Annotated in this window: 27 protein-coding genes; 16 read left to right on the top strand and 11 right to left on the bottom strand. The window is 70.7% G+C overall.

The features are described from left to right. Window positions 1–5 precede the first annotated feature (5 nt). Together NAG42_RS09475 and NAG42_RS09480 are read right to left on the bottom strand one after the other, a co-directional pair. Window positions 6–608 (bottom strand): response regulator transcription factor, encoded by a 603-nt coding sequence (locus NAG42_RS09475; protein ID WP_250029519.1) that lies wholly within the window; start codon window positions 606–608, stop codon window positions 6–8. Then, window positions 605–1,705, bottom strand: coding sequence for a sensor histidine kinase (locus NAG42_RS09480; RefSeq protein WP_250029520.1), 1,101 nt, complete (start codon window positions 1,703–1,705; stop codon window positions 605–607). The genes NAG42_RS09475 and NAG42_RS09480 overlap by 4 nt, the downstream gene beginning before the upstream one ends. A gap of 108 nt (window positions 1,706–1,813) precedes the next feature. On the opposite strand from NAG42_RS09480, the gene NAG42_RS09485 reads away from it, so the two are divergent. From NAG42_RS09485 to NAG42_RS09525, 9 genes are all read left to right on the top strand, one after another. After that, a complete protein-coding gene (locus tag NAG42_RS09485) occupies window positions 1,814–2,683 on the top strand; it encodes an ABC transporter ATP-binding protein (protein WP_250029522.1) in 870 nt (289 codons plus the stop codon). Between the two features lie 11 nt (window positions 2,684–2,694). Further along, complete coding sequence (locus NAG42_RS09490) at window positions 2,695–3,405, top strand: hypothetical protein (protein WP_250029524.1); 711 nt, start codon at window positions 2,695–2,697, stop codon at window positions 3,403–3,405. A gap of 17 nt (window positions 3,406–3,422) precedes the next feature. After that, on the top strand, window positions 3,423–4,484 hold the full coding sequence (locus tag NAG42_RS09495) for a spore photoproduct lyase family protein (RefSeq protein ID WP_250029525.1): 1,062 nt from the start codon (window positions 3,423–3,425) through the stop codon (window positions 4,482–4,484). A 2-nt stretch (window positions 4,485–4,486) separates the two neighbouring features. Next, the gene (locus tag NAG42_RS09500; protein ID WP_250029527.1) at window positions 4,487–4,948 is read left to right on the top strand and encodes a 2'-5' RNA ligase family protein; all 462 of its coding nucleotides are present in this window, start codon (window positions 4,487–4,489) and stop codon (window positions 4,946–4,948) included. Window positions 4,949–5,082: 134 nt separating this feature from the next. Next, a complete protein-coding gene (locus NAG42_RS09505) occupies window positions 5,083–6,033 on the top strand; it encodes a M1 family aminopeptidase (RefSeq protein ID WP_250029529.1) in 951 nt (316 codons plus the stop codon). A 131-nt stretch (window positions 6,034–6,164) separates the two neighbouring features. Beyond that, window positions 6,165–6,839 carry a maleylpyruvate isomerase family mycothiol-dependent enzyme gene (locus NAG42_RS09510; protein ID WP_250029531.1) on the top strand — a complete coding sequence of 225 codons (675 nt, stop codon included), beginning with the start codon at window positions 6,165–6,167 and terminating at the stop codon, window positions 6,837–6,839. An 89-nt stretch (window positions 6,840–6,928) separates the two neighbouring features. Then, window positions 6,929–7,855: an RpnC/YadD family protein gene (locus NAG42_RS09515; protein ID WP_250029533.1), complete on the top strand. Its 927-nt coding sequence runs from the start codon at window positions 6,929–6,931 to the stop codon at window positions 7,853–7,855. Window positions 7,856–8,218: 363 nt separating this feature from the next. Continuing rightward, window positions 8,219–8,434 (top strand): hypothetical protein, encoded by a 216-nt coding sequence (locus NAG42_RS09520; RefSeq protein ID WP_250029535.1) that lies wholly within the window; start codon window positions 8,219–8,221, stop codon window positions 8,432–8,434. Window positions 8,435–8,475: 41 nt separating this feature from the next. Continuing rightward, the gene (locus NAG42_RS09525; protein ID WP_250029537.1) at window positions 8,476–8,871 is read left to right on the top strand and encodes a DUF6188 family protein; all 396 of its coding nucleotides are present in this window, start codon (window positions 8,476–8,478) and stop codon (window positions 8,869–8,871) included. A gap of 405 nt (window positions 8,872–9,276) precedes the next feature. Here the strand turns inward: NAG42_RS09525 and NAG42_RS09530 are convergent, their stop codons facing one another. Both NAG42_RS09530 and NAG42_RS09535 read right to left on the bottom strand, forming a co-directional pair. Further along, on the bottom strand, window positions 9,277–9,990 hold the full coding sequence (locus tag NAG42_RS09530) for a DUF899 domain-containing protein (protein ID WP_250029538.1): 714 nt from the start codon (window positions 9,988–9,990) through the stop codon (window positions 9,277–9,279). Window positions 9,991–10,050: 60 nt separating this feature from the next. After that, complete coding sequence (locus NAG42_RS09535; RefSeq protein ID WP_250029540.1) at window positions 10,051–11,217, bottom strand: acyltransferase family protein; 1,167 nt, start codon at window positions 11,215–11,217, stop codon at window positions 10,051–10,053. A gap of 136 nt (window positions 11,218–11,353) precedes the next feature. Between NAG42_RS09535 and NAG42_RS09540 the strand changes: the two genes are divergently transcribed. The 3 genes from NAG42_RS09540 to NAG42_RS09550 all read left to right on the top strand — a co-directional run bounded on the left by NAG42_RS09540 (window position 11,354) and on the right by NAG42_RS09550 (window position 13,865). Further along, a complete protein-coding gene (locus NAG42_RS09540; RefSeq protein WP_250029541.1) occupies window positions 11,354–12,187 on the top strand; it encodes a DedA family protein in 834 nt (277 codons plus the stop codon). Between the two features lie 135 nt (window positions 12,188–12,322). Further along, on the top strand, window positions 12,323–12,985 hold the full coding sequence (locus NAG42_RS09545; RefSeq protein ID WP_250029543.1) for an ion transporter: 663 nt from the start codon (window positions 12,323–12,325) through the stop codon (window positions 12,983–12,985). Between the two features lie 130 nt (window positions 12,986–13,115). Beyond that, entirely contained in the window at window positions 13,116–13,865 is a 750-nt protein-coding gene (locus NAG42_RS09550; RefSeq protein ID WP_250029545.1) for an RlpA-like double-psi beta-barrel domain-containing protein, read from the top strand. Window positions 13,866–14,015: 150 nt separating this feature from the next. On the opposite strand, the gene NAG42_RS09555 is transcribed toward NAG42_RS09550, so the two are convergent. Beyond that, window positions 14,016–14,471, bottom strand: a complete 456-nt coding sequence (locus tag NAG42_RS09555) for a MaoC family dehydratase (RefSeq protein WP_250029547.1) — start codon at window positions 14,469–14,471, stop codon at window positions 14,016–14,018. A gap of 79 nt (window positions 14,472–14,550) precedes the next feature. Between NAG42_RS09555 and NAG42_RS09560 the strand changes: the two genes are divergently transcribed. After that, complete coding sequence (locus NAG42_RS09560) at window positions 14,551–16,005, top strand: GGDEF domain-containing protein (protein ID WP_250029548.1); 1,455 nt, start codon at window positions 14,551–14,553, stop codon at window positions 16,003–16,005. Here the strand turns inward: NAG42_RS09560 and NAG42_RS09565 are convergent. The 6 genes from NAG42_RS09565 to NAG42_RS09590 all read right to left on the bottom strand — a co-directional run bounded on the left by NAG42_RS09565 (window position 15,906) and on the right by NAG42_RS09590 (window position 21,668). After that, a complete protein-coding gene (locus NAG42_RS09565; protein WP_250029550.1) occupies window positions 15,906–17,108 on the bottom strand; it encodes a sensor histidine kinase in 1,203 nt (400 codons plus the stop codon). The two genes, NAG42_RS09560 and NAG42_RS09565, sit on opposite strands and share 100 nt — an antisense overlap. After that, the gene (locus tag NAG42_RS09570) at window positions 17,105–17,788 is read right to left on the bottom strand and encodes a response regulator transcription factor (protein ID WP_250029551.1); all 684 of its coding nucleotides are present in this window, start codon (window positions 17,786–17,788) and stop codon (window positions 17,105–17,107) included. Before NAG42_RS09570 ends, NAG42_RS09565 begins: the two co-directional genes overlap by 4 nt. A gap of 7 nt (window positions 17,789–17,795) precedes the next feature. Beyond that, window positions 17,796–18,668, bottom strand: coding sequence for a S1C family serine protease (locus NAG42_RS09575; RefSeq protein ID WP_250029553.1), 873 nt, complete (start codon window positions 18,666–18,668; stop codon window positions 17,796–17,798). A gap of 77 nt (window positions 18,669–18,745) precedes the next feature. Continuing rightward, a complete protein-coding gene (locus NAG42_RS09580; RefSeq protein WP_250029555.1) occupies window positions 18,746–19,696 on the bottom strand; it encodes a VWA domain-containing protein in 951 nt (316 codons plus the stop codon). Continuing rightward, window positions 19,693–20,655 (bottom strand): DUF58 domain-containing protein, encoded by a 963-nt coding sequence (locus tag NAG42_RS09585; RefSeq protein ID WP_250029556.1) that lies wholly within the window; start codon window positions 20,653–20,655, stop codon window positions 19,693–19,695. The genes NAG42_RS09580 and NAG42_RS09585 overlap by 4 nt, the downstream gene beginning before the upstream one ends. Beyond that, a complete protein-coding gene (locus tag NAG42_RS09590) occupies window positions 20,652–21,668 on the bottom strand; it encodes an AAA family ATPase (RefSeq protein WP_308201133.1) in 1,017 nt (338 codons plus the stop codon). The genes NAG42_RS09585 and NAG42_RS09590 overlap by 4 nt, the downstream gene beginning before the upstream one ends. 64 nt (window positions 21,669–21,732) lie before the next feature. On the opposite strand from NAG42_RS09590, the gene NAG42_RS09595 reads away from it, so the two are divergent. From NAG42_RS09595 to NAG42_RS09605, 3 genes are all read left to right on the top strand, one after another. Continuing rightward, complete coding sequence (locus tag NAG42_RS09595) at window positions 21,733–22,224, top strand: cupin domain-containing protein (protein WP_250029558.1); 492 nt, start codon at window positions 21,733–21,735, stop codon at window positions 22,222–22,224. A 72-nt stretch (window positions 22,225–22,296) separates the two neighbouring features. Next, a complete protein-coding gene (locus tag NAG42_RS09600; RefSeq protein WP_250029560.1) occupies window positions 22,297–24,009 on the top strand; it encodes a putative Ig domain-containing protein in 1,713 nt (570 codons plus the stop codon). Further along, window positions 24,006–24,650: a PulJ/GspJ family protein gene (locus NAG42_RS09605; RefSeq protein ID WP_250029561.1), complete on the top strand. Its 645-nt coding sequence runs from the start codon at window positions 24,006–24,008 to the stop codon at window positions 24,648–24,650. Before NAG42_RS09600 ends, NAG42_RS09605 begins: the two co-directional genes overlap by 4 nt.

Below are 24,650 nucleotides of genomic sequence, written 5' to 3' on the forward strand. Positions count from 1 at the left end.
GGGTGTCAGAGCCAGTCGTGCTCACGGGCATAGCGGGCGGCCTCGTGGCGGGTCTGCGTCTGGGTCTTCTGCATGGCGTTGGACAAGTAGTTCCGTACGGTGCCGGCGGCCAGATGAAGCTGAGCGGCGATATCGGCGACCGAGTAGCCCTGGCTGGTCACCCGCAGCACGTCGAGTTCGCGGTCGGTGAGCGGGCAGTCGTCGATGACGGCCAGCGCCGACACGTCGGGATCGATCCAGCGGCGTCCCTCGTGCAGCGTCGCGATCACCGACGTGATGTGCGACGGCTCGGCCGCCTTGCTGACGAAACCCTGCACCCCCAGCTTCAGCGCCTTGCGGAGCACGCCGGGCCGCGCGTGCCGGGTCAGCATCAGGATCACCTGCCCGGGCCGGGCCCGCCGGATCTCGGCCACCGCACCCAGCCCGTCCACGCCCGGCATCTCCAGGTCGATGACGAGCACATCGGGCCGGTGGCTCAGCGTTTCCCGTACGGCACTCGCGCCGTCGTACGCCTCGGCGAGCACGGTGATGTCGCCCTCCAGCGGCAGCAGGGCGGCCAGCGCCTTGCGCAGCAGGGCCTCGTCGTCGGCCAGCACCACGGTCGTCATCGGGCGAACACCGCCGCTGTCACGAACTCTCCCTCCGCCAGCGAGACCGTCAGCTCGCCACCGTCCTCGGCCACCCGGCGCCGCAGCGTCGACAGCCCCCGCAACTCGGGCACCGACTCGCCCCGCGCCCCGTCGTTGACGATCGTGATGCCGGCCGCGGCCAGCGTGATCCGCACCCGGGTGGCCTGGGCGTGGCGCAGGATGTTGGTCGTCGTCTCGCGCAGCACCTGGCCGAGCAGCTCGCTGGTGCGGGCGCCGGCCTCGGCCTCCCGGGTGATGCGCACCGCGATCCCGGCCGCCTCGAACAGGTTCTTGGCGTTCTCGAGCTCGGCCGCCAGGTTGAGCCGGCGTTGCCCGTACGCGAGCTCCTTGGTCTGTTTGATGGTGTCGGTGACCAGGGCGTTGATCTCGCGCAGCTCGTCCTCGGCCCGGTCCGGGTCGGCCCGCACCAGCTTCTGGGCCAGCGCGGCCTTGAGCTTGACGACGTGCAGCGTGTGCCCCTGGATGTCGTGCAGGTCGCCGGCGAACCGGACCCGCTCGCGGGTGACGGCCAGCTCGGCCTCGCGCTCCTTGGACACCTCGAGCTCCTGGACGATGTCGTAGAACCGCTCCCCGACGAACGACGCGACGATGATCAGCGTGGTGAGGCCGGTCGGGACCAGGACGAACCGGGTCACGGCGCCGTCCGGCTCGATCAGCAGCCGGGTCGCGCCGATCACGGCGACGTAGCCGACGAGGGCGGCGGCCGCCGCGTACCGGTGCCGGGTCAGCCGCGGGACGGCCAGCGAGGCCGCGCTCGCGATGCCCCAGTAGGCGTTGGGGCTGCCGGTCACGAGCACCCCGAGCGGCCACACCACGGCCGAGACGAGCACGGCCGGCAACGCGACCCGGCCGATGTCGTTGGCCGTCCAGCGCTCGAAGGCGACCAGGGCCGCCGCGACGCCCGGCACCAGGATGAAGGCGTGCCACCAGGCGTGCATGTCGACCGCCACCACGACCACCGCGGCCAGCAGGAGCGGCGGCAGCGCGGTGGCCAGGTTCAGCCGGCGCAGCTGTCCCTGGGTGGCATCGGTGATGCGCAGCGCTCGAGCCCTCACTCCCCCAGTATTCGGATCTTCCGCGCGGCCGGACAGTGACACCACGTCATACGTCGCCGTGACACGGCGGCACTGATCGGCCGGCTTCTCCGCTGGTGTCATCGAGTCATGTCAACGCCAGTCATCGAAGTTGAAGGTCTGAACCTCAAATACGGCGACTTCCATGCCGTGAAGGACTTGTCGTTCGAGGTGCGACCGGGCGAGCTCTACGCCCTGCTCGGCACGAACGGCGCGGGCAAGACCTCGACCCTGGAGACGGTCGAGGGGCACCGGGAGGCGACCTCGGGGACCGTACGGGTCCTCGGCCACAGCCCGCGCGACCGGGCCGCCGTCCGCTCGCGGATGGGCATCATGCTGCAGGAGAGCGGCTTCTCCCCCGATCTGACCGCGGGCGAGTCGGTCCGCCTGATCGGGCGGCTCACCCGGCGCACCGACGACCCCGGCCGGGTCCTCGACGTCGTCGGGCTGACCCGCCGGGCCGGCACCAAGGTGTCCCAGCTCAGCGGGGGCGAGAAGCGCCGCCTCGACTTCGCCACGGCGGTGTACGGCACGCCCGAGCTGATCTTCCTCGACGAGCCCACCACGGGACTCGACATCCAGTCCCGCGACGCGTTGTGGGAATCGGTCGACCGGCTCCGCGAGAACGGCTCGACGATCGTGCTGACCACGCACTACCTGGAGGAGGCGCAGCAGCGCGCCGACCGCATCGGGCTCATGCACGAGGGAGTCCTGCGCCGGGAGGGCACGGTCGGCGAACTGACCCGGACCCTGCCCTCGCACATCCGCTTCGCCGCCGTCCCCGGGTCGCTGCCCCTGGCCGTCACCGAGGACGGCCCGGCCTTCGTCGTCGAGACCTTCGACCTGCAGAAGGACCTGTACGTGCTGCTGGGCTGGGCGCAGGACCACGGCGTCGAGCTTCGCGACCTGTCGGCCGGCCCGACCCGGCTGGACGACGTCTTCCGCGCCATCAACGCCTAGGAGTGCCCGTCATGCTCGCCATCGCTCGCAGTGAGCTCATCCAGATCTTCCGCAACCGCCTGGTCCTGGTGACCAGCCTGATCATGCCGGTCGCGGTGAGCGCGTTCTTCATCTACCGGCACGAGGGCTTCGCCACCCTCGGCAGCCTCGGCTACATCGCCGCCGTCATCATGTTCACCGTCGGCGCGTTCGGCCTCTACACGACCGCGGTGACCACGCTCGCCTCCCGGCGGCAGAACCTCTTCCTCAAGCGGCTGCGCTCCACCGCGGCCGGTGACAGCGGCATCCTGGCCGGGCTGCTGCTGCCGGTCACGGGGATCGCGCTGCTGCAGATCACCGCCATCCTGACCGTGTTCGGCGTGGTCAGCGGCCGGCCGGGCAACATCGCCCTGCTGGCGGTGGCCGTCGTGGCCACCATGGCCATGATGGTCGGGCTGGCCCTGGCCACGGCCGGCGTCACCAACTCGCCCGAGCACGCCCAGGTGACCACGCTGCCGGTCAGCCTCGGGGTGATCGCCGTGGCGAGCTGGGTCGGCATCAGCGGCACCGAGGAGCTCACCCTGCTCAAGCGGCTGCTGCCCGGCGGGGCGGCCACCGAGCTGGTCGTCGGCACCTGGAACGGGACCGGCGCCTCCGTCGTGCTGCTCGCACCCACGCTGGCCTGGGTGGTGGTGGCGGTCGCGCTGGCCGCGCGTCTGTTCCGGTGGGAGCCCCGGCGCTGACTTAGGCTGGTCGGGAGATGACTTCTGACCTGCTGGACATTCGCCGCATCTACGCCGAGCCGGCCGCCGCCGCGCTCCCCCGCGGCAAGGAGGTGCTCGCCCGCTTCCCGGCCGCCGAGGTGGTCGAGGTCGAGAGCCACAACCGCATCGACGAGGTCTACGGCGACGAGACCAACGTCAACCGATGGGTACGCATCAAGCGCGAGTCGCTCGTCCTCGGCGTGAAGAAGACGCTGACCGCCCGGCCCAACGGGCGGTCAGCCGACTTCATCGCCCCGTCCACGGCCAACGGCTGCGCGATGGCCTGCGCCTACTGCTACGTGCCTCGTCACAAGGGCTACAGCAACCCGATCACCGTCTTCGCCAACATCGACAAGATCCTCGGGTACGTGGGCCGGCACGCCGCCCGCCAGGGTCCGAAGCCGGCGCCGAACGAGTGCGACCCGCACGCCTGGGTCTACGACATCGGCGAGAACTCCGACTGCAGTGCCGACGCGCTGATCAGCGACAACGTGCGGGACCTGGTCGAGCAGTTCCGCTGGATGCCCAACGCGAAGGCGTCGTTCGCCACCAAATACGTCAACCGCGACCTGCTCACCTGGGACCCCCAGGGCCGGACCCGGATCCGCTTCTCGCTGATGCCGGCCCGCGACGCGAAACTGCTCGACATCCGTACGTCCCCGGTCTCCGCCCGCATGGCCGCCATCAACGACTTCGTCGCGGCCGGCTACGAGGTCCACGTCAACTTCAGCCCCGTGGTGGTCCGCGACGGCTGGCTCGAGGACTGGGCCACCCTGCTGGACGAGCTGGACGCGGCGCTCGACCCGGCGGCCCGCGCCCAACTGGCGGCCGAGGTCATCTTCCTGACCCACAACCGTGACCTGCACCAGGTCAACCTGGGCTGGCACCCGAAGGCGGAGGAGCTGCTCTGGCGGCCCGACCTGCAGCAGGTGAAACGCTCCGAGAACGGGTCGCTGAACGTGCGCTACCGCACCGGCGAGAAAGGCCGATACGTGAACGCCCTGGTCGACCTGATCGGCGCGCGCCTCCCGTACTGCCGGGTCCGATACGCGTTCTGACCGTGCACACCGTCGAACTCCTGCCCACGGATGAGGTGTCGGCCCGCGTACGCGCCCTGTGGGACCGCTTGGCCGCGGCCGGCCTGCCCAGCCTGGCCACGCATCAGCACCCGACGAACCGCCCACATCTCACGCTGGTGACCGCCGAGTCGCTGACCGGGTTGCCGCCGTTGGGCCTCCCGCTCGAGTTCACGCTCACCGAGGTACGCATGCTCGGCCGCGCGCTGGTGTGGGCCGTCATGCCCTCCTCGTCGCTGCGCGCCTTGCACTCGGCGGTGTGGTCGTCGATCGGCGGGTGGCCGCCTTCGCCGGAGTTCGAACCCCACCTCAGCCTGGCGCTCCGCATGCCCGAGCAGTCCCGCCCAGCCGCCCTCGACCTGCTCGCCACGACGCCACCCCTGTCCGGGACCTTCATCGCAGCCCGCACCTACGACACCGACCACCGAACCGTGCGCGACCTCTGAACGAACGCCATCGCCGTCGCGCCTTGATCGACGGATGGAACTGCGTTGCGGTATTCGACTGGACGCGTAACGTCACCGGCCATGGGAAACTCGTAGGCGGTCGTCTGTCTGCCCTCCTCGCCGGTAGCGCGGCGGTGCTCGTCGCGACGGCCGGGGTGGTCGCTCCCGCATACGCGGGCGGCGCACCGGCACCGGGCTCGGCCGGCCTCGGGGACCGGCTGTATCCCCTGCTCGGCAACGGCGGGTACGACGTCCAGGACTACAACCTCCGGGTGCTCTACCCCCGGAAGGATCCGAAGCAGACGGTGACCGGCACCGTGACCATCACGGCCGTCGCCACTCAGAACCTCTCCCGCTTCAACCTCGACTTCGGCGGTGACTCCATCGGCCGGGTCAAGGTGAACGGGTCCGCCGCTGCCTTCGCCCGCGACGGCGACGAACTCGTCATCACACCGCGGCACTACCTGAAACGGGGCAAGCGCTTCTCGGTCACCGTCAGTGACTACAAATCGCACGAGCTGGCGCACATGTGGTTCGGCGACAGCGTGGCGCCGCGGCCGTGGAGCGACGTGTGGCAGAGCGAGGGCCACGCGACCTGGTACAAGCTGCTCTACGCCGCGGAGACCGGCATCTTCCAGCAGTACACCGGCACCCCGAACCGGGAGGCGTACTTCAAAGCCGCCTACGCGCGCGGCGACATCTATCGCACGCGCTACGGCCCGGTGGCCCGGCCCCTGCGGGCGGACGTGATCTGGGACGTTTTCAACCCCAACGTGTACGACGGCGGAGCGCTCGCCCTGTACGCCCTGCAGCAGCGGATCGGCGTCCGGAAATTCGAGACGCTGGAGCGGGCCTGGGTGACCCAGAACCGCGGCAAGTCGGTCTCGACCCAGGACTTCATCGCCCTGGCGTCCCGGGTCTCCGGGCAGAACCTGCGCGGCTTCCTGAACGACTGGCTCTACGGCACGAAGACGCCGCCGATGCCCGGCCACCCGGACTGGACCGTGACGCCGCCCCCGGCGCCGTCGTCCGCCGCGGCGACCAGTTCGGCGCCGGCCGCCAAGACGCTGGTCAGCCGCCGCTGACCGGCAGCTCTCTCTCCCTTCGTGAACCCCGCCGGCCATGCGCGCCGCCCCCGGCCGGCGGGGGTCACGACGGGCTTTCCGACACCAGACTTTCTAGCGTTCCGAAGCGCGGACGCGAGATCATCGACGGTATGGCCCTCGACCATCTGGCACTCCTGCACGAAGAACTCGCCGCCTTCCAGGACTGCCTGACCGGCGACCTTTCCGCACCCGTCGAGCACTGTGGCGATTGGACACTTCGCGATCTGGTCGTCCATCTGGGTCAGGAGAACCTGTGGGCGGCCGCCGCGGTCCGTGAGCGCCGGGGTGATTACGTCGCGGAGCCCCCACCGGCGGACGTCGTGTCGTGGTTCGCCGACACGGCCCGTACGCTCACCGCGACCCTCGCTGTGGACCCCGCCACCGAGGCGTGGACCTTCTTCCCGCCGCGCACGGTCGGCTTCTGGCGACGCCGCCGCTGCCTCGAGACCCTGGTGCACCGGTGGGATGCCGAGCAGGCCCTCGGCCGACCGGGCGCCCTGAACCCCGAGCTGAGCGGCGACGGCATCACCGAGGTGGTCGACGGTTTCGTCCCCAGGCAGATCAAGCTGGGCCGGATGAGCCCCTTCCGAGCCGCGGTCCGGCTGACCGCCACCGATCTGCCGGCGTGCTGGCTGGTCGGGCCGGGCGACCCGGTGGCCGAGCTGTCCGGGACCGCCGCGGAACTGCTGCTGATGCTCTGGGGCCGCCGGCCCGTCCCCTGGGACACGCTCTCCGGCGATGAGGCCGCCGCGCGAGAGGTGCTGCGCGGCCCGCTCGTGCCCTGATTCAGGCGTGCGACAACATGTCTCTTGACTAGTTGTCATGCCGTACGGGAAGCTGTCTTCCGCCACCAGCGAGCGGGGGAAGAAGGACGATGACCGACAACGAGCTCTCCGATGTCGTATCGCCGAGAGCGGCGCCGACCCGTGACTTCGACGGCCTGTACAAAGCGCTGCTCGAGGCCCACCCGCGCGACACGCTGCACCTGCTGTGCGGCGCACGACTCGACGGCCAAACCGTGATCCTCGACGGCCCCACCGAACAGCCACGCCAACGCAGCCGCCAACGCGACAAGGTCTTCCTGGTCCGCCACGACGACCACCTGCCCGCCGATATCTACCACCTCGAAGTCCAAGTCCAGCGCACCGAGGACTTCCAAGAACGCATGGTGGCCTACTGGGCCGCCCTGGCCCTCAAATACCGCCGCGCACAACACCGCATCCACCAAGTCGTGCTCTGGCCCCTGGGCGGCGGATATCCGGGCCGCTTCGAACGCGACCAGGCCCGGCTCGACTACCGATCGGTCAACGTACCCGACGACCTCGACCCCACCACCCTGCTCGCCAGCCCCCTGGCACCACTCGCCCTATGGACCCAGAAACCACCGGGCGACCTCGCCGAACGCGTCGCCGACCGGATCGCCGCGACCGGCGCCCTCGAGGAACAACTGGTCCAGATCGAGCTCGGTATGCTCGTCGGAGGGTCACTCGCGGTCCAAGTACTCGAAGCACTGCGAAGGAGAGGCATGAACGACGTCCTCGAACAAACCGAGTCCGGCCGCGAGATCGCCCGCCGAAACCGGGAACAAGGCCTCGAAAAAGGCCTGGAGCAGGGCCTTGAAAAAGGGCTGGAACAGGGCTTGGAGCAGGGCCGCCTCGACGGGATGCGTGCGGTTCTGCGGGCGCGATACGGCGAGCTCGCTGACCTGGACGACCTCGCCCGGCGGCTGGTGGACAGCGACCACGACGGGAACATCGCCCGCATCGTCGCCGGTGCGACCCTGGCCGAGCTGCGCTCCTAGGACTGGGCGGGCCGCCGGACCGCCGAGTGCGCCCCTTCGCTCGGACGGCGACGGAAGTTTCACTCACAATGACTACTCGATGAGGCCGGTGAGCGCCTCGTGGAGGTCTTCGAGCGCAACTTCGGTGTCACCATTGCCGTGAGTTCTAGCGTGGCCGCCCACATCCGTTCCGCAACGACCGACATGGTCACCGGCCAGGAACCTGCCGTATCGCCACTACAGCGGGATACGACCGAACTTCGTCAGCGAGTTCCAACGCCTCCGAACCCACCGCGAACTGCTCAAACGACCATCGCCTGGGACGATGGTGGCTGCGAGTGTCGCTCCCGGGTCCAGGTACTCGAAGCTCGGCGAAGGAGAGGCATGAACGACGTCCTGGAACAAACCGAGTCCGGCCGCGAGATCGCCCGCCGAAACCGGGAACAAGGCCACGTCGACGGAATGCGAGCGCTCCTGCGGGCGAAGTATGGCGATTTCGCCGACCTGGACGACCTCGCCCGGCGACTGGCCGACAGCGACCACGACGGGAACATCGCCCGCATCGTCGCTGGTGTGACCTTGGCGGAGCTGCGCTCCTAGGACTCTGCGTCTGGGCCTGAGCGCTGGTTCGCCGAGATTTCATGGGAGAGACGCAGGCCCTGATGATGGATCTTGGTTTTGCTGGACAGCCGGTTGTCGGGACCGAGTTCGGGTTCACCGTTGCGATTCGGTTCGGTGGTGGGTTCGAGTTGCGGGTCGAGACACCGTTCGCCCTCTGTGTCGACGGCTTTGACCGTGAGGTTGAGCCTGGTCGCCATGGTGACGCTCCAGCTGTCACGCAGCTGACCGGGCATGTTGTGTCGCTGGCCTCTGCGGACGACTCCGGCGGTTTGAGGATCGATTTCGCCGCCGGGGGTCGGTTGACGGCGGGGCCGGACAGCAGCTTCGAGGCATGGACGGTGGCCGGTCCCCACGGGTTCAAGGTGGTCTGTGGGCCTGCGGGTGAGCTTTCAGTTTGGTCGCCGCACAACGATTGAGTGCGGGGCCGACTCACAGGTGATGCCGAGGGCTGGGATGTTGTCGGACCGGTCCGAGTCGGCGTGAGCAGTTCGGGCGGGTCGTGCCTGACCTGCGGGCCTTTACGAGCCGATACCGGTCGGCCGGTCGGCAGTTACTTGGCGAATTCGGTCGATGGTTCGGTGGCGTAGCGGGCGGCGAGGAGTACGCGCCATGGGCGTGGCAGCCCAAACGCTGTTCGAGAATCGCCGGGCCGCGGTGGCTCGTCGCCGACCTGGGATGTCCGAGCGCGAGCTCACCAAATCGCCGAGGCCGTCACGGCCGCACTCCAAGCGCGCGGTTGTGACCACGTTTCGCGCCGCCATGGTCGCGCAGTAGGCGGCACTCCAAAGATGGACCCGGTCGGGGGAGACTCGGTGCTCTCGCTACGCGCGACCGTCAGTCGGGCCGGTTGACGCGTCCGGCTGCGGTTTGCCATAGAGGCGGGCGACGTCCGGTGAGTCGAGCCAGCCGCTGTAGGCCGGCGCCTGCGGCCAGCCCGCCGGGGAGTCCTGCCACTCCTCCTGCCGGCCGTACGGCAGCACGTCGACCAGGGCGAACGTGTGGGTGAGCTGCTCGACGCCGCGACCGGTGGTGTGCCAGGTGCGGTAGACCGTGTCGCCGTCGCGCAGGAAGACGTTCAGGGCGAAGCCGCCGCCGGGTGGGGCGTCGACGTCGGCGCCGAACGGGCTGTCGGCGGTGGAATACCAGGTCATCGTGTTGCCGACGCGGTCGGCGTAGGCGAGGGCGGCCTCGATGGGGGCTTGCGTGACGATCACGAACCGGGCGTCGTAGTTGTCGAGGAAGCCCAGCCGGGTGAAGACCGACGTGAAGCTGGTGCAGCCGCCGCACTGCCACTCAGCGCCCGGGTGCCACATGTGGTTGTAGACGATGAGCTGTGACCGGCCGGCGAAGACGTCGGCCAGCCGGACCGGTCCCTCGGCCCCGGTCAGGGTGTAGTCGGGCATGCGGACCATGGGCAGCCGCCGCCTCTGCGCGGCGATCGCGTCGAGTTCCCGGGTGGCCGCCTTCTCGCGGGCGCGCAGCGCGTCCAGTTCGGCGCGCCAGGTCGCGTGGTCGGCAACGGGTGGCATCGTCATGATCAACCTCTTATCCGATTGTTCGCTCAGCAGTGGTCAGACTCGCCGGGCTTGTCGAACTCATCGGTGATCCGCGGGAGCGGTGTCAGCGCCGATCAACACGGGCTGCTCGGGCCGGCGGCGATGATCCGCGACCGGCCGGACAGCGTTCCTGAGCTCGGCCCAGGAGCGGTGCCGCTGGAACGGTGCCTCGAACAGCCGGGCGAAGAGCCAGGCGCCGGCCAGCGAGAGACCACCGGCGATCAGGACCGTGGCCGTGAACGAGGCCATCCCCCGGCCGAGCTGCGGGATGGCCAGCTTCAAGGTGACCACGACGACGATCGGCAGGTGGATCAGATAGAGGCTGTAGGACATCGATCCCAGCCGCTTGAGTGGCCGCGAGTCGAGCAGCCGGATCAACGCGGCGGGCCGGCCGCTCACGACGGCCAGCAGGAGCATGGTCATCGCGGGGGCGATCGCCAGGTCGACCCAGTAGTAGTGGCCGATCATCCAGCGCGTGCCCTGATACAGGATCAGAAGTCCGACCGGGACCGCGGCGAGCACCGACAGCCAGGCCCAGGGCACCCGGCGGAACGCATCACCGGCCGCGACCACACCGGCCGCCACGACGCCGGCCGCGAAGGCGGGCACCAGGTGCGGGGCCAGCCAGTTGTCGCCCTGCGGCGGCGACCCGTCGAAGACGGCGAACCCGATCACCACCACCGGCAGCGTGACGATGGCCAGCATCGCCGCCGGGCCGATCCGCCGGCACAGCAGCACGAGCAGCGGGAGCAGGGCGTAGAGCAGTGCCTCGACGCTGATCGACCAGAAGGCGCCGTTGGGCGTGGGTGCGGCGACGAGGTCCTGCAGCAGCAGCGTGTAGACCACCACCGACTCGGAGGTGGGCTCGGCCGAGTGCGGCTGGCGGACCACGGTCCAGGCGATGATCAGGCTGAACACCAGCGCGGCCCAGTACGCCGGGAGGATCCGCCAGGCCCGCCTCCGGGCGTACCGGCCCAGGCTGCCCAACCGCCAGCCGTTCCGGGCCGCCGCCATCGCCAGCGAGAATCCGGACACGACCAGGAACATCACCACGGCCAGCCGGCCGAACCCGAGCCAGCTCAGCCACTCGGGGCCGCGATAGCGGGGGAACCCCCGGAACGTGTACGCCCAGCAGTGGAACAACAGCACATACAGGGCACACAAACCCCGCAGGCCGTCCAGTCCGGCCACCCGCTTCTCGCTCACTCCCCTGTTCACGCAGAGCGGGGGTGAAACGTTCGACCCAGGGTCCCCGGACCAGCGTACGGCTGGCAGGGAATTCTCAGGGAGGCCGTCGATACTGCTCGGGGTCATGCCGTCGAATCAGCGTCAAGGAGTCTTTGTGACCGTGCTCGCCGAAGCCGCCCCCGAGAGTTCCGGAGGGCTGACCGGGTGGGCCGTGGGCCTGATGGAGCAGCTGGGTGGCGTGGGCGCGGCCTTGATCGTCGGTCTCGACAACCTCTTCCCGCCCATCCCGAGCGAGCTGGTGCTGCCGCTGGCCGGGTTCTCGGCCAGCCGGGGCGTGTTCAGCCTGCCCGAGGCCCTTTTCTGGACCACGCTGGGCTCGGTGGTCGGCGCGATCATCGTCTATTGGGCCGGTGCTCTGCTGGGCCGCGAGCGCACCCGGCGCCTGGTGGCGTTCATCCCGCTGGTCAAGGTGCAAGACTTCGACCGCTGCGAGGAGTGGTTCGCCAAGCACGGCACCAAGGCGGTCTTCTTCGGCCGCATGGTGCCGCTGTTCCGCAGCTTCATCTCGCTGCCCGCCGGCGTCGAGCGCATGAGCTTCTGGAAATTCACCGTCCTCACCACCCTCGGCAGCCTCATCTGGAACACGCTGTTCGTCACCGCGGGCTTCCTGCTCGGCGAGAACTGGCACCGCGTGGAGGGTTACGCCGGGGTCTTCCAAAAGATCGTGATCGCCGGCGTCGTGATCGGCATCGGCTACTTCGTCTACCAGCGGCTGCGCTCCCGCCGCCTCGGCACCCCCGACACCGACGCCACCATGGTGCTTCCGGTCATCCGCGACACCCGCCCCGCCCCGGACCGTAACCGCGACAACGACGCCACGGTCGTGATGCGAGTCGTACGCGACCCGCACCCCACGCCCGGCAACGACGCCACGGTCGTGATGCGAGCCGTACGCGACGACTACCCGCCCAGCCACAGCCGGCGTTAGCCGCGCCACGCGGGCGGGTCCCGGCTCTTCGTACGCTGTCTCGATGTTCGACCTGACGCGGGTGGCCCGCCGTTGTACCCGGATCGTCGACTCGCGCGCGTTCGAGGTGACCATCGTCGTCATGATCGGCGCATCGTGATCGCGGCGGTCTTCATCCCCGGCTTGCACGGCGACACGGCTGCCCTGCGCGTCATCCGCCTGGCCCGGGTGGTGCGGCTCGTTCGGTTCTCACCCGGCCTGCGCACCATCGTGGCCGCGCTGTTGCGCAGCCTGCCCGGCGTCGGCGGGTTCCTGGCGCTGGCCCTGGTCACCTTCTACGTGTACGGGATGACCGGCTGGCTGATCTTCTCGGAGGCCTATCCGGAGCAGTACGGCACCATCGGCCGCGCCGTGATCACGCTCTTTGTGCTGCTGTCCCTGGAGACGCTGCCCGACCTCATCGAGCAGGGCCTGGAGTTGTCGCCGTGGACCCTCGTCTACTACGTCAGCTACGTCCTCATCACGGTCAACCTGCTGCTCAACATCCTGATCGCGGTCATCGTCAACTCCATGGAGGAGGCCCGCCGCCTGGAGATGACCGAGAGCCTGGGCACCGACGAGGACCAGGACGGCGTCCCCGACGACATCGACCGCATCCTGATCACCCAGCGCCTCGACGACCTGCGCACGATGATCACCGAGCTGGAACGCGACCTGCGCATCGACCGCCGCCCCAGCCCGGTCTCCCCCGGCCGCCGACCGCCGTCGATACCCGGGCAGCACCGTCCGGAGCACCCAACGGCCGGCCCGGACTCGTAGCGGCGGCGATCGGGATCGGACACGGACGTTGATTTAAGGATCTTTAAGGTTGAGCCCTCATCCGGCCGCACAGCCGGGGTCGTAGTTGTCGGTGCTGCACCCAGCAGCACCCGACAGCGAAGGAGCGACCATGTATCGGACCCGGCGGCGCACGATGTCCTCGACGACTCGCAAGGTCGTGCTGGGAGCGTCCGCGCTCGCCCTGGCCGGTGGCGCGTTCGCCGTCAGCACCGGTCTGAGCAGCGCGGGCGAGAACTGCGTCGGGCTCGACCAGGCGCTCCGGCAGAACCTTCAGTTCATCGCCGGTCAGCGGTCCGCGCCCGACGCCCAGTCCGGGGCGCGCATCGCCAACCGGCAGGCCGTCGTCGACCTGATCAACCAGCGCCGCGCGGTCGCCGGCTGCACCGCCGACGTCGCCGCCGAGGTCCCCGGCGCCGCCGCCCCGGCCGGCAACGCGAACGGCAACGGCAACGGCAACGCAGGAAACGGCAACGGCAACGCCGGGAACGGCAACGCGGGCAACGGCAACGCGGGCAACGGCGGCAACAACCAGGCCGGTGCCCCGAAGCCGCCCGCCGCCAAGCCTCCGGCGGCGGCCAACCCGCCGGCCGGCAACGCCGGGACCCCCACGGGCGAGGTCGTCTGCAAGGGCTCCACCGTGACGCTGTCCGGCGAGGCCGGCGCCCCGTTCGCCTCGAGCGGCACCTTCCCGCTGGGCACGACCCTGAAGGTCACCAACCTGGACAACAACAAGAGCATCACGGTCAAGGTGGAGACCACCTCGGGAAGCTGCGTGCTGCTCAACAACGCCGCCTTCGAGCAGGTCCGCGAGCCCGGCAAGTTCCTCATCCGCCGCGCCGTGATCGAGCGCGTGGGCTGATCACCGACCCGGGTGCCCGGCCCCTTCCACCGCCGGGCACCCGCCGGCTTCGTGCGGCCCGGGCGGCGGCCGGCGACCGGGCCGCACACGGCGGTGGAAGAGCCGGACCGCACACGGCGGTGAAGCCGAGCGGTGAAGAGGCCAGCCGTGTCAGGCGTAATACCGGTAGATCGGCCGGGCCACACAGGCCGGCTTGTCGAGACCGTCGATCTGGACCGTGAAGTCGTACGTCGCCTGGACGCAGCGCTTGGCCACCTCGTCGACCGTGTCCAGGCCGGCGGCCAGCCGGATCTTCGAGCCGACCCGCACCGGGCTGGCGAAGCGGACCTTGTCGAGCCCGTAGTTGACCCCCATCTTGACCCCCTGCACCTGCAGGATCTCGCCGAAGAACGGGATCACCAGCGACAACGTGAGATATCCGTGGGCGATCGGCCCGCCGAACGGCCCGGCCGCCGCCCTTTCCACGTCGACGTGGATCCACTGGTGGTCGCCGGTGGCCTCGGCGAACGCGTTCACCCGGTCCTGAGTGATCTCGAGCCACGAGCTGTGCCCGAGGTCCCGTCCGGCCAGGGTCTTGAGCTCTTCGAGTCCGTTGACGGTGATCATGCGTACGCCTCCTGAGGGACGACAGGGATCGACGACTGCAAGAATCTCAGGTCGGCGCGACTCCCGCCGATGGTGAGGCGTGCGAAAGCTGGCCCTCATCGTCGGCGCCGGCCTTCTCCTGCAGCTGCTCCTGCCGCACCTGCCCGGCAAAACCGGCCTGGTCGTGGCGTGTGTCCCCATCGCGGCCGCCGGTTTCTTCGCGGCCGCCGGTTTCCGCCGCCAGGCCCGGACCCTGACCGGCCGCATCCGGACCGCCATCGTTCTCGGCGGCGTCTCGGGCGCCCTTCTCGGTGTCTCCTACAGCCTCTACTCCGCCGAGGCCCTGGGTCTGCCGGTCGGCACCGCCGCCGTTCTGCTCGCGGTCGGCGCCGCCGTGGCCACCGTCCCGGCGATCGTGCTGGCCGCCCCGCCCTTCCCCGACTGGCTCGCGCGCGGCACCTACCTCATCGACGTCGTCACCGTGACCGGCGCGATCTTCGCCAGCGCGTGGCATTTTGTGCTCGCGCCGGCGGCCGCCGACCTGCCACCGGGTGGGCAGGCGGCCTTCGTTTTCACGCTGCTGCCCGAGGTGCTGGCGGCCGCCCTCGCGCTCATGCTCATGTCCCGGACCAGCGGCCCGCACTCCCTGCATCTGCTCGCGGCCGGGATGGCGCTGTTCGCCGTCGCCTCGGTCGGGGGCGTGTGGACCCACGCCCAGGCTCTGCCCTGGTATTCCGGTGGACTCGGGGCCGCGTACCTGGTCGGGGGTCTGACCGTGGCGGTGGCCAGCCGCAACGTCATCGCCCCGGCCGACCCGACCGGCTGGCGGGCCTTCACCAGTTTCTGGAGCACGCTGTCCTATCTGCCGACCGTCGTCACCCTGGGCTGCGTCGCCCTGGAGTACCGGGTGAACGGCTCGCCCAGCGCCGTGCTGCTCTGGGTGGTGCTCGGCTCGTCCGCGCTGGCGCTGCTGCGGCAGTTCCTCAACCTGCTGATCGTGCGCCGGCTGCGCGCCGAGCTCGACCACCGGGCGTTCCACGACCCGTTGACCGGCCTGCCCAACCGGGCCGCCTTCCAGCGTGATGCCACGGCGGTGCTGACCCACGGCGGTGCGGCCGTGCTGGTGCTCGATCTCGACGGCTTCAAGCAGGTCAACGACACCCACGGGCACGCCGCCGGGGACGCGCTGCTGGTCGAGGTCGCGGCCCGGATCGTGGCGGCCCTGCGCCCCGGCGACCTGGCCGCGCGGCTCGGCGGCGACGAGTTCGCCGTCGTCCTGCCGGCCACCGGGGCCGGGGAGGCGATGGCGGTGGCGGGCCGGCTGCTCGACGGCATTCGCGGCTCGGTCGGCGTGGGTCACACCGGCGCGGCCGGCCGGGTGCTCGACGACCTGGTGCACGAGGCGGACACGGCGCTCTACGAGGCCAAGGCGGCGGGCAAGGGCGTCGCCCGGCTCTACGGCCAGGGACTGCCGTGGGGCGGCGGTTCGGCCTCGGTGCGGCCGGGCGCGGGCAGCCAGAGGACGAACGTGCTGCCGTTGCCGGGCGTGGAGTAGGCCGCGACCCGGCCGCCGTGCGATTCGACGATCTGACGGACGATTGCCAGCCCGAGGCCGGTGCGGCGCTCCCGCCGTACGCCGGGGGTCGTCTCGCTGCCGGTCTTGCGCCAGAAGCGGTCGAAGACGCGGAGCAGGTCGCCGGGCGCGATGCCGGGCCCTTCGTCGGCCACCGCGAGCCACAGCCACGACCCCGACCGGCCGGTGGCGATCGTGATGGTCGACGGCGCCGGGGCCAGCCGCACCGCGTTCGACAGCAGGTTGCCCGCGGCCCGGCGCAGCGCGTCGGCGTCACCGATCAGGTGCAGGTCCGGCGCCGTCTCGTAGCGCAGCCGCAGCGGCCGGTCGGTCACGAACGCCTCCTCGCCGGCCTCGCGGGCCACCACCGACAGGTCGACGTCGGCGTCGACGGTGGCCTCGGCGTCCCGGCGGGCGGTGGCCAGCAGGTCCTCGACCAGGCGGGACATCCGCGTCGTGGCCCGGTCGACCACCGCCACGGCCCGCTGCCGTTCCTCCGGGGTCGCCTCGGCCACGGTCAGCGACGCGTCGAGGTTGGTGCGGATGATCGCCAGCGGACTGCGCAGCTCGTGCGACGCGTCGTCGATGAGCTGGCGCTGCGCCTGGAACGCGTCGTCCAGCCGGTCGAGCATCGAGTCGATGGTGTCGGCCAGGTCGCGCAGCTCGTCCTGGGGGCCGCCGAGCCGGATCCGCCGGGACAGGTCGGTGGCCTGGATCTCGCGGGCCGCCTGGGTGATCGCGCCGACCGGCCGCAGGGCCCGCCCGGACAGCACCCAGCCGATCGCCAGGCTGGCCACGAACAGCACGATCAACGCGATGATCGTGTACGACCGGAGGGTGGTGAGCGTGTTGTAGTTGACCGCCGCCTCGATCTGGCTGAGCTCGGCCACGCTCGAGAACCCCTGGAACTGACGATTCTGGTCGTAGACCTTGGCCAGTTGCGCGGTCACCGGTGTCGGCGAGGTGGTGCGGGCGAGCGCGAAATAGATCACCCCGAGGGTCACGGCGGCCAGCCCGAACAGCACCATCGAATAGATGGCGGTCAGCCGGAACCGGAGTGACCGGAACACCTCGGGGCGATTCACGGGGTGACCTCCCGCAGGCGGTAGCCGCGCCCGACGACGGTCTCGATCGAGCCCTCGCCGAGCTTGCGGCGCAGCGTGCCGACCGTGACCCGGACGGTCTGGGTGAACGGGTCGGCGTTCGCGTCCCAGACGTGCTCGAGCAGCTCCTCGCTGGAGACCACATGCCCGGGCCTGGTCATCAGATACTCCAGGACGCCGAACTCCTTGGGGGTGAGCGACAGCGGCCGGTCGGCCACGCTGACCGTGTGCCGGGCGGCGTCGAGCACGATGTCGCCCACGGTGAGTCTCGCCGACCCGCCGCCGATGTCACGGCGCAGCAGCGCCCGCACCCGGGCCAGCAACTCGGCCAGGTGGAACGGCTTGACCAGGTAGTCGTCGGCCCCGTCGTCGAGCCCGCGCACCCGGTCGTCGAGCCCGCCGCGCGCGGTGAGCATGAGCACCCGCGGGTCGGCGTCGCCGGGGGTGGGCAGCTCGCCGGTGCGCAGCGAGCGGCACAGGTCGAACCCGCTGCCGTCGGGCAGGTTCACGTCGAGCAGCATCAGATCGTACTCGTTGACGGTCAGCCGGTCGTAGGCCTGGGCGACGTCGAGCGCGACGTCGACCGCATACCCGGTGCGGGCGAGCCCGACGCGCAGGCCCTCCGCCAGATCCTCTTCGTCCTCAACCACGAGCAGCCGCATCCTTCGACTATCCACGCGCGATGAGGGAATCGGCGACCTGGCGGGCCCGTTCGATCGGCACCGCGAAGCCGATCCCGATCGAACCGCCGCCCTCGAGGGTCGCGATGGCGGTGTTCACCCCGATGACCTCGCCGCGGGCGTTGACGAGCGGTCCGCCCGAGTTGCCGGGGTTGATCGAGGCATCCGTCTGCACCGCCGTCTGACGGGAGGACCCACCCAGACGTACGGGCCGGTCCAGCGCACTGACGATGCCGGCGGTGACGGTGCCGCTCAGCCCGAGCGGCGAGCCCACGGCCAGCACCGGCTCGCCGACCCGGGTCGCGCGGGGGTCGGCCAGCGCGAGCCGGTCGAGGGCGGCCGCGTCGTCGACCCGCAGGACGGCGATGTCGTTGCTCGGGTCGGTGCCGACCACCTCGGCGTTGAGGCGGCGGCCGTCCGCGCCGACCACGGTGATCGACCCCCGGGCCGAGGAGGAACCGGCCGTGACGACATGGTTGTTGGTGACGATGTGACCGCGGTCGTCGAAGACGAACCCGGAGCCGGAGCCACCGCCCGAGGCGGTGCGCACCTGCACCGACACGACGCCGGGCAGCACCCGGGCGGCCGCGCCGACCAGGTCCGACGGCACCCCGCCGAGCGGCGGCGGCGCGGCGGTGGCCGGCTCGGTGCCGTCGTCGTCCCGGCCGGCCGCGTAGCCGGCCGCTCCCCCGGCACCGGCCGACAGGCCGATGACGGCGAGAGCGGCGAGAGCGGCGGCCGGCAGACGACGGCCCCGGTGACCCGCGGCGGGCGCCGCGGTGGTGGTCCGGCCCGGCTCCGGCGCGGAGGCCCAGTCGGGCGAGTGGAACTGCGGGCCACGAGGCGTCCCAAGTCCGGACATGGCGTTCCCTTCGGATCGCGGCCCGCTGAGCAGGCCGGGGTTGGGGCGGGAGCAGGCGGGGTGGGGGCGGGAGCAGGTCAGGGAAGGCGGGCGAACCAGAACATCGACGCCAGCGCCGCGAGCAGCGCCAGGCCGAGCCCGATGCCGATGAAGCGCGCGGACACGTCCCGCACCTCGGTCTGGTAGCCCACCGAGGAACCGATGTCGGCGTACGCGGTCCGCAGCTCCTCGGTGTTGGCGGCCTCGAAGTAGCGCCCACCGGTGGCGTCGGCCACCGACCGCAGCGTCTCGCCGTCGACCGGCACCTGCTGGCCGTCGCCGATGGTGCCGCTCGCGGTGCCGAACGAGATGGTGTCGACGGGCACGCCCAGCTCGGACGCCATCCGGGCCGCCTCGGCCGGGTCCTGACCGGAGGTGTTGGCGCCGTCCGACAACACGATCACGCGGGCCGGTGGCACGTCCTCGTCGGCCGCCGGGTCGACCGAGCGGATCTGCTCGAGGGCCGAGGCGATCGCGTCGCCGATGGCCGTGCCCGCCTGACCGGCCGCGCCGTCGGCGAGCCGGTCGATGCCGCTGCCGAGTTGCGCCCGGTCGGTGCCCGGGGGCACGAAGACCGACGCCTGCCCGGCGAAGCCGACCAGCCCGACGTTGAACTTGTCGGGCAGGTCCTCGACGAAGCCGCGGGCCGCCTCCTTGGCCGCGCTGAGCCGGTCCGGCGCGACGTCGTCGGCCAGCATCGACCGCGAGACGTCGACCGCCACCAGGACGGTGGCCCGCTCGCGCGGCACCCGGACCTCGGCCTGGGGCTGGGCGAACCCGACAACCAGCAGGCCGAGCATGGCCAGGAACAGCGAGGCGGGCAGGTGCCGGCGCCAGCCCGGACGGCGCGGGGCCACCCGGTCGAGCAGTTTGAGGTTGGTGAAACGGACGGCGTACTTGCTGCGGCGGCGCTGGGCGACGACGTAGGCCACGACGAGCGCGACCACACCGAGCAGCAGCCACAGCCGTTCCGGGGAAAGCCAGGTCATGTCTGATTCCTTCGGGGATTCGCCGCGGCCCGGCTGAGCCGCCGCCGGGAATGCACGTGGCGCACGATGTCGGCGACCCAGTCGCGGTCGGTCCGCAGGGGAAGGTGGGCGGCGCCGGCCCGCTTGATGCCCTGCGCGATAGTCGCCTGCTGCTGCGCGGCCGCGGCCGCATACCGTTCGCGCAGGCGCCGGCTCGCGGTCGGCACGTCCCGGCGGCGACCGGTCTCGGGGTCGACCAGCGTCAGCAGGCCGACGTCCGGCAGCTCCTGCTCGCGCGGGTCGCCGACCTGCACGGCGAGCACCTGGTGGCGGGCGGCGAGCCGGCGCAGCGGCTCCTCCCACGCGGGTGCGGCCGGGCCGAGGCCGTCCTCGTCGAGCCCGTCGAGGAAGTCGGAGACCACCACGACCAGGCCGGAGCGCGGGGTCTGCCGGTGCAGCGCCTCGATGCCCGGGCCCAGGCCGGCCTCGTGCTGGTTGCGGGGCGCGAGCATCATCGCCCGCAGCAGCGAGAGCAGGGCGGTCCGGCCACCGCGGGCCGGGAACCGCCGAACCCCCTCGCCGGTCAGCAGGTGGGCGCCGAGCCGATTGCCGTTGCCGAGGGTGAGGAAACCGACCGCCGCCACCGCGGCGATGGCCAGCTCGCGCTTCTCGAGCTCGGCCGTGCCGAAATCCATGCTGGCGCTGGCGTCGACCAGCACGTGGGTGCCGAGCTCGCGGTCGGCGTCCATGGTCCGCACGTGCGGCACGGTGGTGCGGGCGGTGACCGACCAGTCCATCCGGCGCACCTCGTCCTCGCCGGGGCGATACTCCCGGCTGCCGGCCGGCTCGCTGCCGATGCCGGGCAACAGGCCGAGGTACGAGCCGTGGAGCAGCCCGTCGAGCCGGCGCGTGATCATCAGCTCGAGCCGTCGCAGCCGCCGCTCCGGGACCAGCTCGGCCAGGAAGCCGCCCTCGTTCATGCGGCCACCCCGAGCCCCAGGCCGGGCCCGTGGTCCTCCTGCGCGGGAGAGATCAACGGCAGCGGTACGGCGTCGAGGATGCGCCGGACGATGTCCTCGGCGCGCACGTCGTCGGCCACCGCGTCGAACGAGAGCACCAGCCGATGCGCGAGCACGTCCGGGGCGATCTCCAGCAGGTCGGCCGGCAGCACGTAATCGCGGCCGCGCAGCAGGGCGAGCGCCCGGCCGGCGGCGACCAGGCCCAGCGTGGCGCGCGGGCTGGCTCCGTACGACAGCTGAGCCGCGACCTCGGGGAGCCCGAACCGCTCGGGTTCCCGCGTGGCCAGCACCAGCCGCACGACGTATTCGGCCAGCGCGTGATGAACGAAAACCTCGCGGGCCCGGCCCTGCAACTCGTGCAGGACCATCGGGTCGAGGACCCGCTGGGCGACCGGCCGTGTGCCGCCCATCCGGTAGAGGATGCCCAACTCCTCCTGCTCGGTGGGATAGCCGACCACGACCCGCATGAGGAAGCGGTCCCGCTGCGCCTCCGGCAGCTGGTAGACACCTTCGCTCTCGATCGGGTTCTGGGTGGCCAGCACCAGGAACGGCCGGGGTACGGGATAGCTGCGCCCGCCGAGCGAGGCGTGCCCCTCGGCCATCACCTCGAGCAGGGCCGACTGCACCTTGGCCGGCGCCCGGTTGATCTCGTCGGCCAGCACGATGTTGGCCATGATCGGCCCGAGCTCGACGTCGAAGCTCTCCTTGCCGGCGCGGTAGATGCGGGTGCCGAGGATGTCCGACGGCACCAGGTCGGGGGTGAACTGGATGCGGTTGAAGGAGCCGCCGACCGCGACGGCGAGGGTCTCGGCGGCCAGCGTCTTGGCGACGCCGGGAACACCCTCGAGAAGGCAGTGCCCGCCGGCGATCAGAGCGGTCATCAGGCGCTCGACGAGCCGGTCCTGTCCGACGATCACCTTCTTGACCTCGAACAGGGTCCGCTCGAGCCGGCGGTCCGTAACGTCATCTGTCATGCGTTGATGACACCAACCGGCACCGAAAACCAACCGAAGGCGAAACTGTGGATAACCTGGCCGCATGACATATCCCCCGCCTCGCTACCACGGGATCACCGGAGAAGTCAGCGCCACCTACCGGCCGAAGGACACCCCGGCCGAGTTCGTCTATCCGAACGGGACGAAGGTCTCCTACCTGTCGACCGGTGACTCGACCGGCGGGCTCTTCGGGCTCTACCGCTGGGAGTGCGGCCCCGGCGTGACCGGCCCCGACCCGCATTTCCACCGCTCGATCGCCGAGTCGTTCTATATCTTGAGCGGCAGCATGCGCATCCACAACGGCAAGGAATGGATCACGACCGAGCCCGGCGACTACGTCCACGTCCCGATCGGCGGCATCCACGGGTTCAAGAACGAGTCCGGCGCGCCGGCCTCGATGCTGCTGCACTTCTCGCCGGGGGCGCCGCGTGAGGCCTACTTCGAGGGGCTCGTCGGGATCGCGCGGATGAGCGAGGAGGAACGGGCCGAGTTCTACGCCAAGCACGACAACCTCTGGCTCGACGGCAGGCACTGACCGCTAAGGGTTGACCCCCGGCTGCCGATCATCCGTACGACAGATGTCGGGCGAGCGTGCCGGAAGGTCAGGATGCGAGACAGTGCCAGGGATGGCGCCGGCGAGGAGGGCTTCACCCTCATCGAGGTGCTGGTCGCACTGGCGATCCTGTCTGTCACCCTGGCCGCCAGCACGCCGTTCTTCGTCGGCAGCCTGGCCCACGTCAACAAGCAGCGGACCCGGCAGGCGGCGATCCAGCTCGCCAACACCGCGATGGAGCAGGTGCGCGGGCTCAAGGGCAGCTCACTGCTGAGCGGGCACGGCCTGCAGGCCGGCAAGGACCAGTTCGCCGCCGCGCCGGCCGTCGTCCAGCCCTATCTGGCGACGATGCAGGTCGGCCAGGACGAGGACAGCGCGGTGGCGCCCACCGACGGCGTCGACGCCCCCATCTCCACCGCGGCCCAGCGGATGACCGTGGAGGGCACCCCGTACACCCGGATGATCTACATCGGCGCGTGCGAGGTCTACCTGACCGGATCCGGCGAGTGCGTCTATCCGCTGGGCAAGGTCCTGGAGCCGGCCGACAAGACCAAGATCCTCAAGTTCTTCCGGGCCGTCGTGCTGGTCACCTGGCCCGACAAGACCTGCGAGACGACCGCCGGCAATCCCCCGAACACCTGCCTCTACGTCACCTCGACGCTGGTCTCGCGGGCGCCGGAGCCCAACTTCGACCTGCACCGGCCGTCGCCGACGGTCCTCACCACGTCGCTCACCTTCTATCGGGACGTCCTGACCGCTCAGCCGCTGGAGGCGCGCGGCGGTCAGCTGCCCAACACCTGGACCGTCGGCAAGCTCCCGGCCGGCCTCTCGATGACCCCGGGCGGCATGATCAACGGAACCCCGACCACGGCCGGAACCACCGTGACGACGACGACGGTCACGGACAAGCTGAACCGCACCGACACCGAGCCGATCACTTTCTTCGTGGTGCTGCCGCCCACGCTGACGATGCCCGGCAACGCTGTCAACCACGTCGGGGAAGCGGTCAGCCTGCAGGCCACGGCGGCCAACGGCGTCGGCCCGTACGTCTACAGCGCCGTCACCACCACGGGCGCCTCGACCCTGGCCCCGGGCCTCACCGTGAACCCGGCGACCGGCGCGATCACCGGCACGGTCACCACCCCCGGCACCTTCGTCTCCACGGTCACCGCCACCGATCAGAACGGCGTCGCGGGCACCGGCACCTACACCCACGTGGTGCGCCCCGCCGTCACCCTGGCCCCGCTGTCCGACCAGGCGATCGACCTGGATGCAAAGCTCACGCTGACCGCGGCCGGCGCGGGCGGCGACGGCAACTACACCTACAGCGCCACCGGACTGCCGGCCGGCGTGTCGATCAACAAGAACACCGGCGCCATCAACGACAAGGTCCGAGTGTCGGGTCGTTTCCTGCCCACGATCACCGTCACCGACGGTCTCGGGGGCACCGGGGGCAGCGCGAGCCAGCAGATCGTGCTCATCGTCAACACCACCAGCTCGCTGATCTTCACGGCACCGGCGCTGGCCGCACCCGATCAGACGACCGCCGCGAGCACAGCCGTTTCGCTGCCGCTGACCACCAACGGCACGCTGCTCGGCCTGAACCCCGTGGTGACCGTCACCGGACTGCCGCCCGGCATCACCTACAACGCCCTGGCCAAAGCCTTCACCGGTACGCCGACCACCGTCGGCACCTACTCGGTCACCGCCACGGCAACCGCTGTCACCTCCACCAGCGTCCTCACCTTCGTCTGGACGGTCACATGACCCCCGGGGACGACCGCCGGAGCCGCGATGACAGTGGTTTCACCCTGATCGAGCTGCTGGTCGGCATGGGGCTGATGGCGGTGGTGCTGGTCATCGTGCTCAGCGGGCTGGTCGAGGTCTACTCCAACGTCAACCGGGCCGACACCCTCGGCGTCGCCCGCGACCAGCTGAGCAACAGCTTCCGCCGGCTGGACAAGGAGCTGCGGTACGCCAGCTGGCTCTCCGTCCCGGGCCAGGTGAGCGGCGCGTGGTACATGGAGTACGCCACCGCCGGGGGCTGCCGCCAGCTCGTCCTCAAGAACGGCGTGCTGACCGAGACGAGCTGGACCCTGCCGGGGACCACGCCGGGAACGCCCACGACGCTCGGCACCGACCTGACCCCGACCGGCACCATCGCACCCTTCACCGTCTACCTGGCCAACTCGCTGCCGTACGCGTCGGCCAGCCCGGGGACCGCCGGCGTGGGCAACGATTACCAGCTCGCGCACAGCCAGGTCCGGCTCCGGGTCACCGGCCAGGTCGGCACCACCAAGCTGCCGCTCGACGTGCTCTTCACCGCCCAGAACACCAACGCCAGCAACGTGTTCGCCGACAACGGCAAGCTGACCGAGAACGACTGCAGCAAGGCGAGGCCAACCTGA

This window comes from Paractinoplanes maris (genome assembly GCF_023544465.1).
GTDB classification, from domain to species: Bacteria; Actinomycetota; Actinomycetes; order Mycobacteriales; family Micromonosporaceae; genus Actinoplanes; species Actinoplanes maris.

Coding starts and splice junctions, on each gene's coding strand:
- NAG42_RS09590 (WP_308201133.1), bottom strand. CDS start 21,668: ATGACAGATGACGTTACGGACCGCCGGCTCGAGCGGACCCTGTTCGAG.
- NAG42_RS09585 (WP_250029556.1), bottom strand. CDS start 20,655: ATGAACGAGGGCGGCTTCCTGGCCGAGCTGGTCCCGGAGCGGCGGCTG.
- NAG42_RS09525 (WP_250029537.1), top strand. CDS start 8,476: ATGGGAGAGACGCAGGCCCTGATGATGGATCTTGGTTTTGCTGGACAG.
- NAG42_RS09600 (WP_250029560.1), top strand. CDS start 22,297: ATGCGAGACAGTGCCAGGGATGGCGCCGGCGAGGAGGGCTTCACCCTC.
- NAG42_RS09495 (WP_250029525.1), top strand. CDS start 3,423: ATGACTTCTGACCTGCTGGACATTCGCCGCATCTACGCCGAGCCGGCC.
- NAG42_RS09575 (WP_250029553.1), bottom strand. CDS start 18,668: ATGTCCGGACTTGGGACGCCTCGTGGCCCGCAGTTCCACTCGCCCGAC.
- NAG42_RS09555 (WP_250029547.1), bottom strand. CDS start 14,471: ATGATCACCGTCAACGGACTCGAAGAGCTCAAGACCCTGGCCGGACGG.
- NAG42_RS09510 (WP_250029531.1), top strand. CDS start 6,165: ATGGCCCTCGACCATCTGGCACTCCTGCACGAAGAACTCGCCGCCTTC.
- NAG42_RS09605 (WP_250029561.1), top strand. CDS start 24,006: ATGACCCCCGGGGACGACCGCCGGAGCCGCGATGACAGTGGTTTCACC.
- NAG42_RS09580 (WP_250029555.1), bottom strand. CDS start 19,696: ATGACCTGGCTTTCCCCGGAACGGCTGTGGCTGCTGCTCGGTGTGGTC.
- NAG42_RS09520 (WP_250029535.1), top strand. CDS start 8,219: ATGAACGACGTCCTGGAACAAACCGAGTCCGGCCGCGAGATCGCCCGC.
- NAG42_RS09475 (WP_250029519.1), bottom strand. CDS start 608: ATGACGACCGTGGTGCTGGCCGACGACGAGGCCCTGCTGCGCAAGGCG.
- NAG42_RS09595 (WP_250029558.1), top strand. CDS start 21,733: ATGACATATCCCCCGCCTCGCTACCACGGGATCACCGGAGAAGTCAGC.
- NAG42_RS09515 (WP_250029533.1), top strand. CDS start 6,929: ATGACCGACAACGAGCTCTCCGATGTCGTATCGCCGAGAGCGGCGCCG.
- NAG42_RS09550 (WP_250029545.1), top strand. CDS start 13,116: ATGTATCGGACCCGGCGGCGCACGATGTCCTCGACGACTCGCAAGGTC.
- NAG42_RS09490 (WP_250029524.1), top strand. CDS start 2,695: ATGCTCGCCATCGCTCGCAGTGAGCTCATCCAGATCTTCCGCAACCGC.
- NAG42_RS09485 (WP_250029522.1), top strand. CDS start 1,814: ATGTCAACGCCAGTCATCGAAGTTGAAGGTCTGAACCTCAAATACGGC.
- NAG42_RS09530 (WP_250029538.1), bottom strand. CDS start 9,990: ATGACGATGCCACCCGTTGCCGACCACGCGACCTGGCGCGCCGAACTG.
- NAG42_RS09570 (WP_250029551.1), bottom strand. CDS start 17,788: ATGCGGCTGCTCGTGGTTGAGGACGAAGAGGATCTGGCGGAGGGCCTG.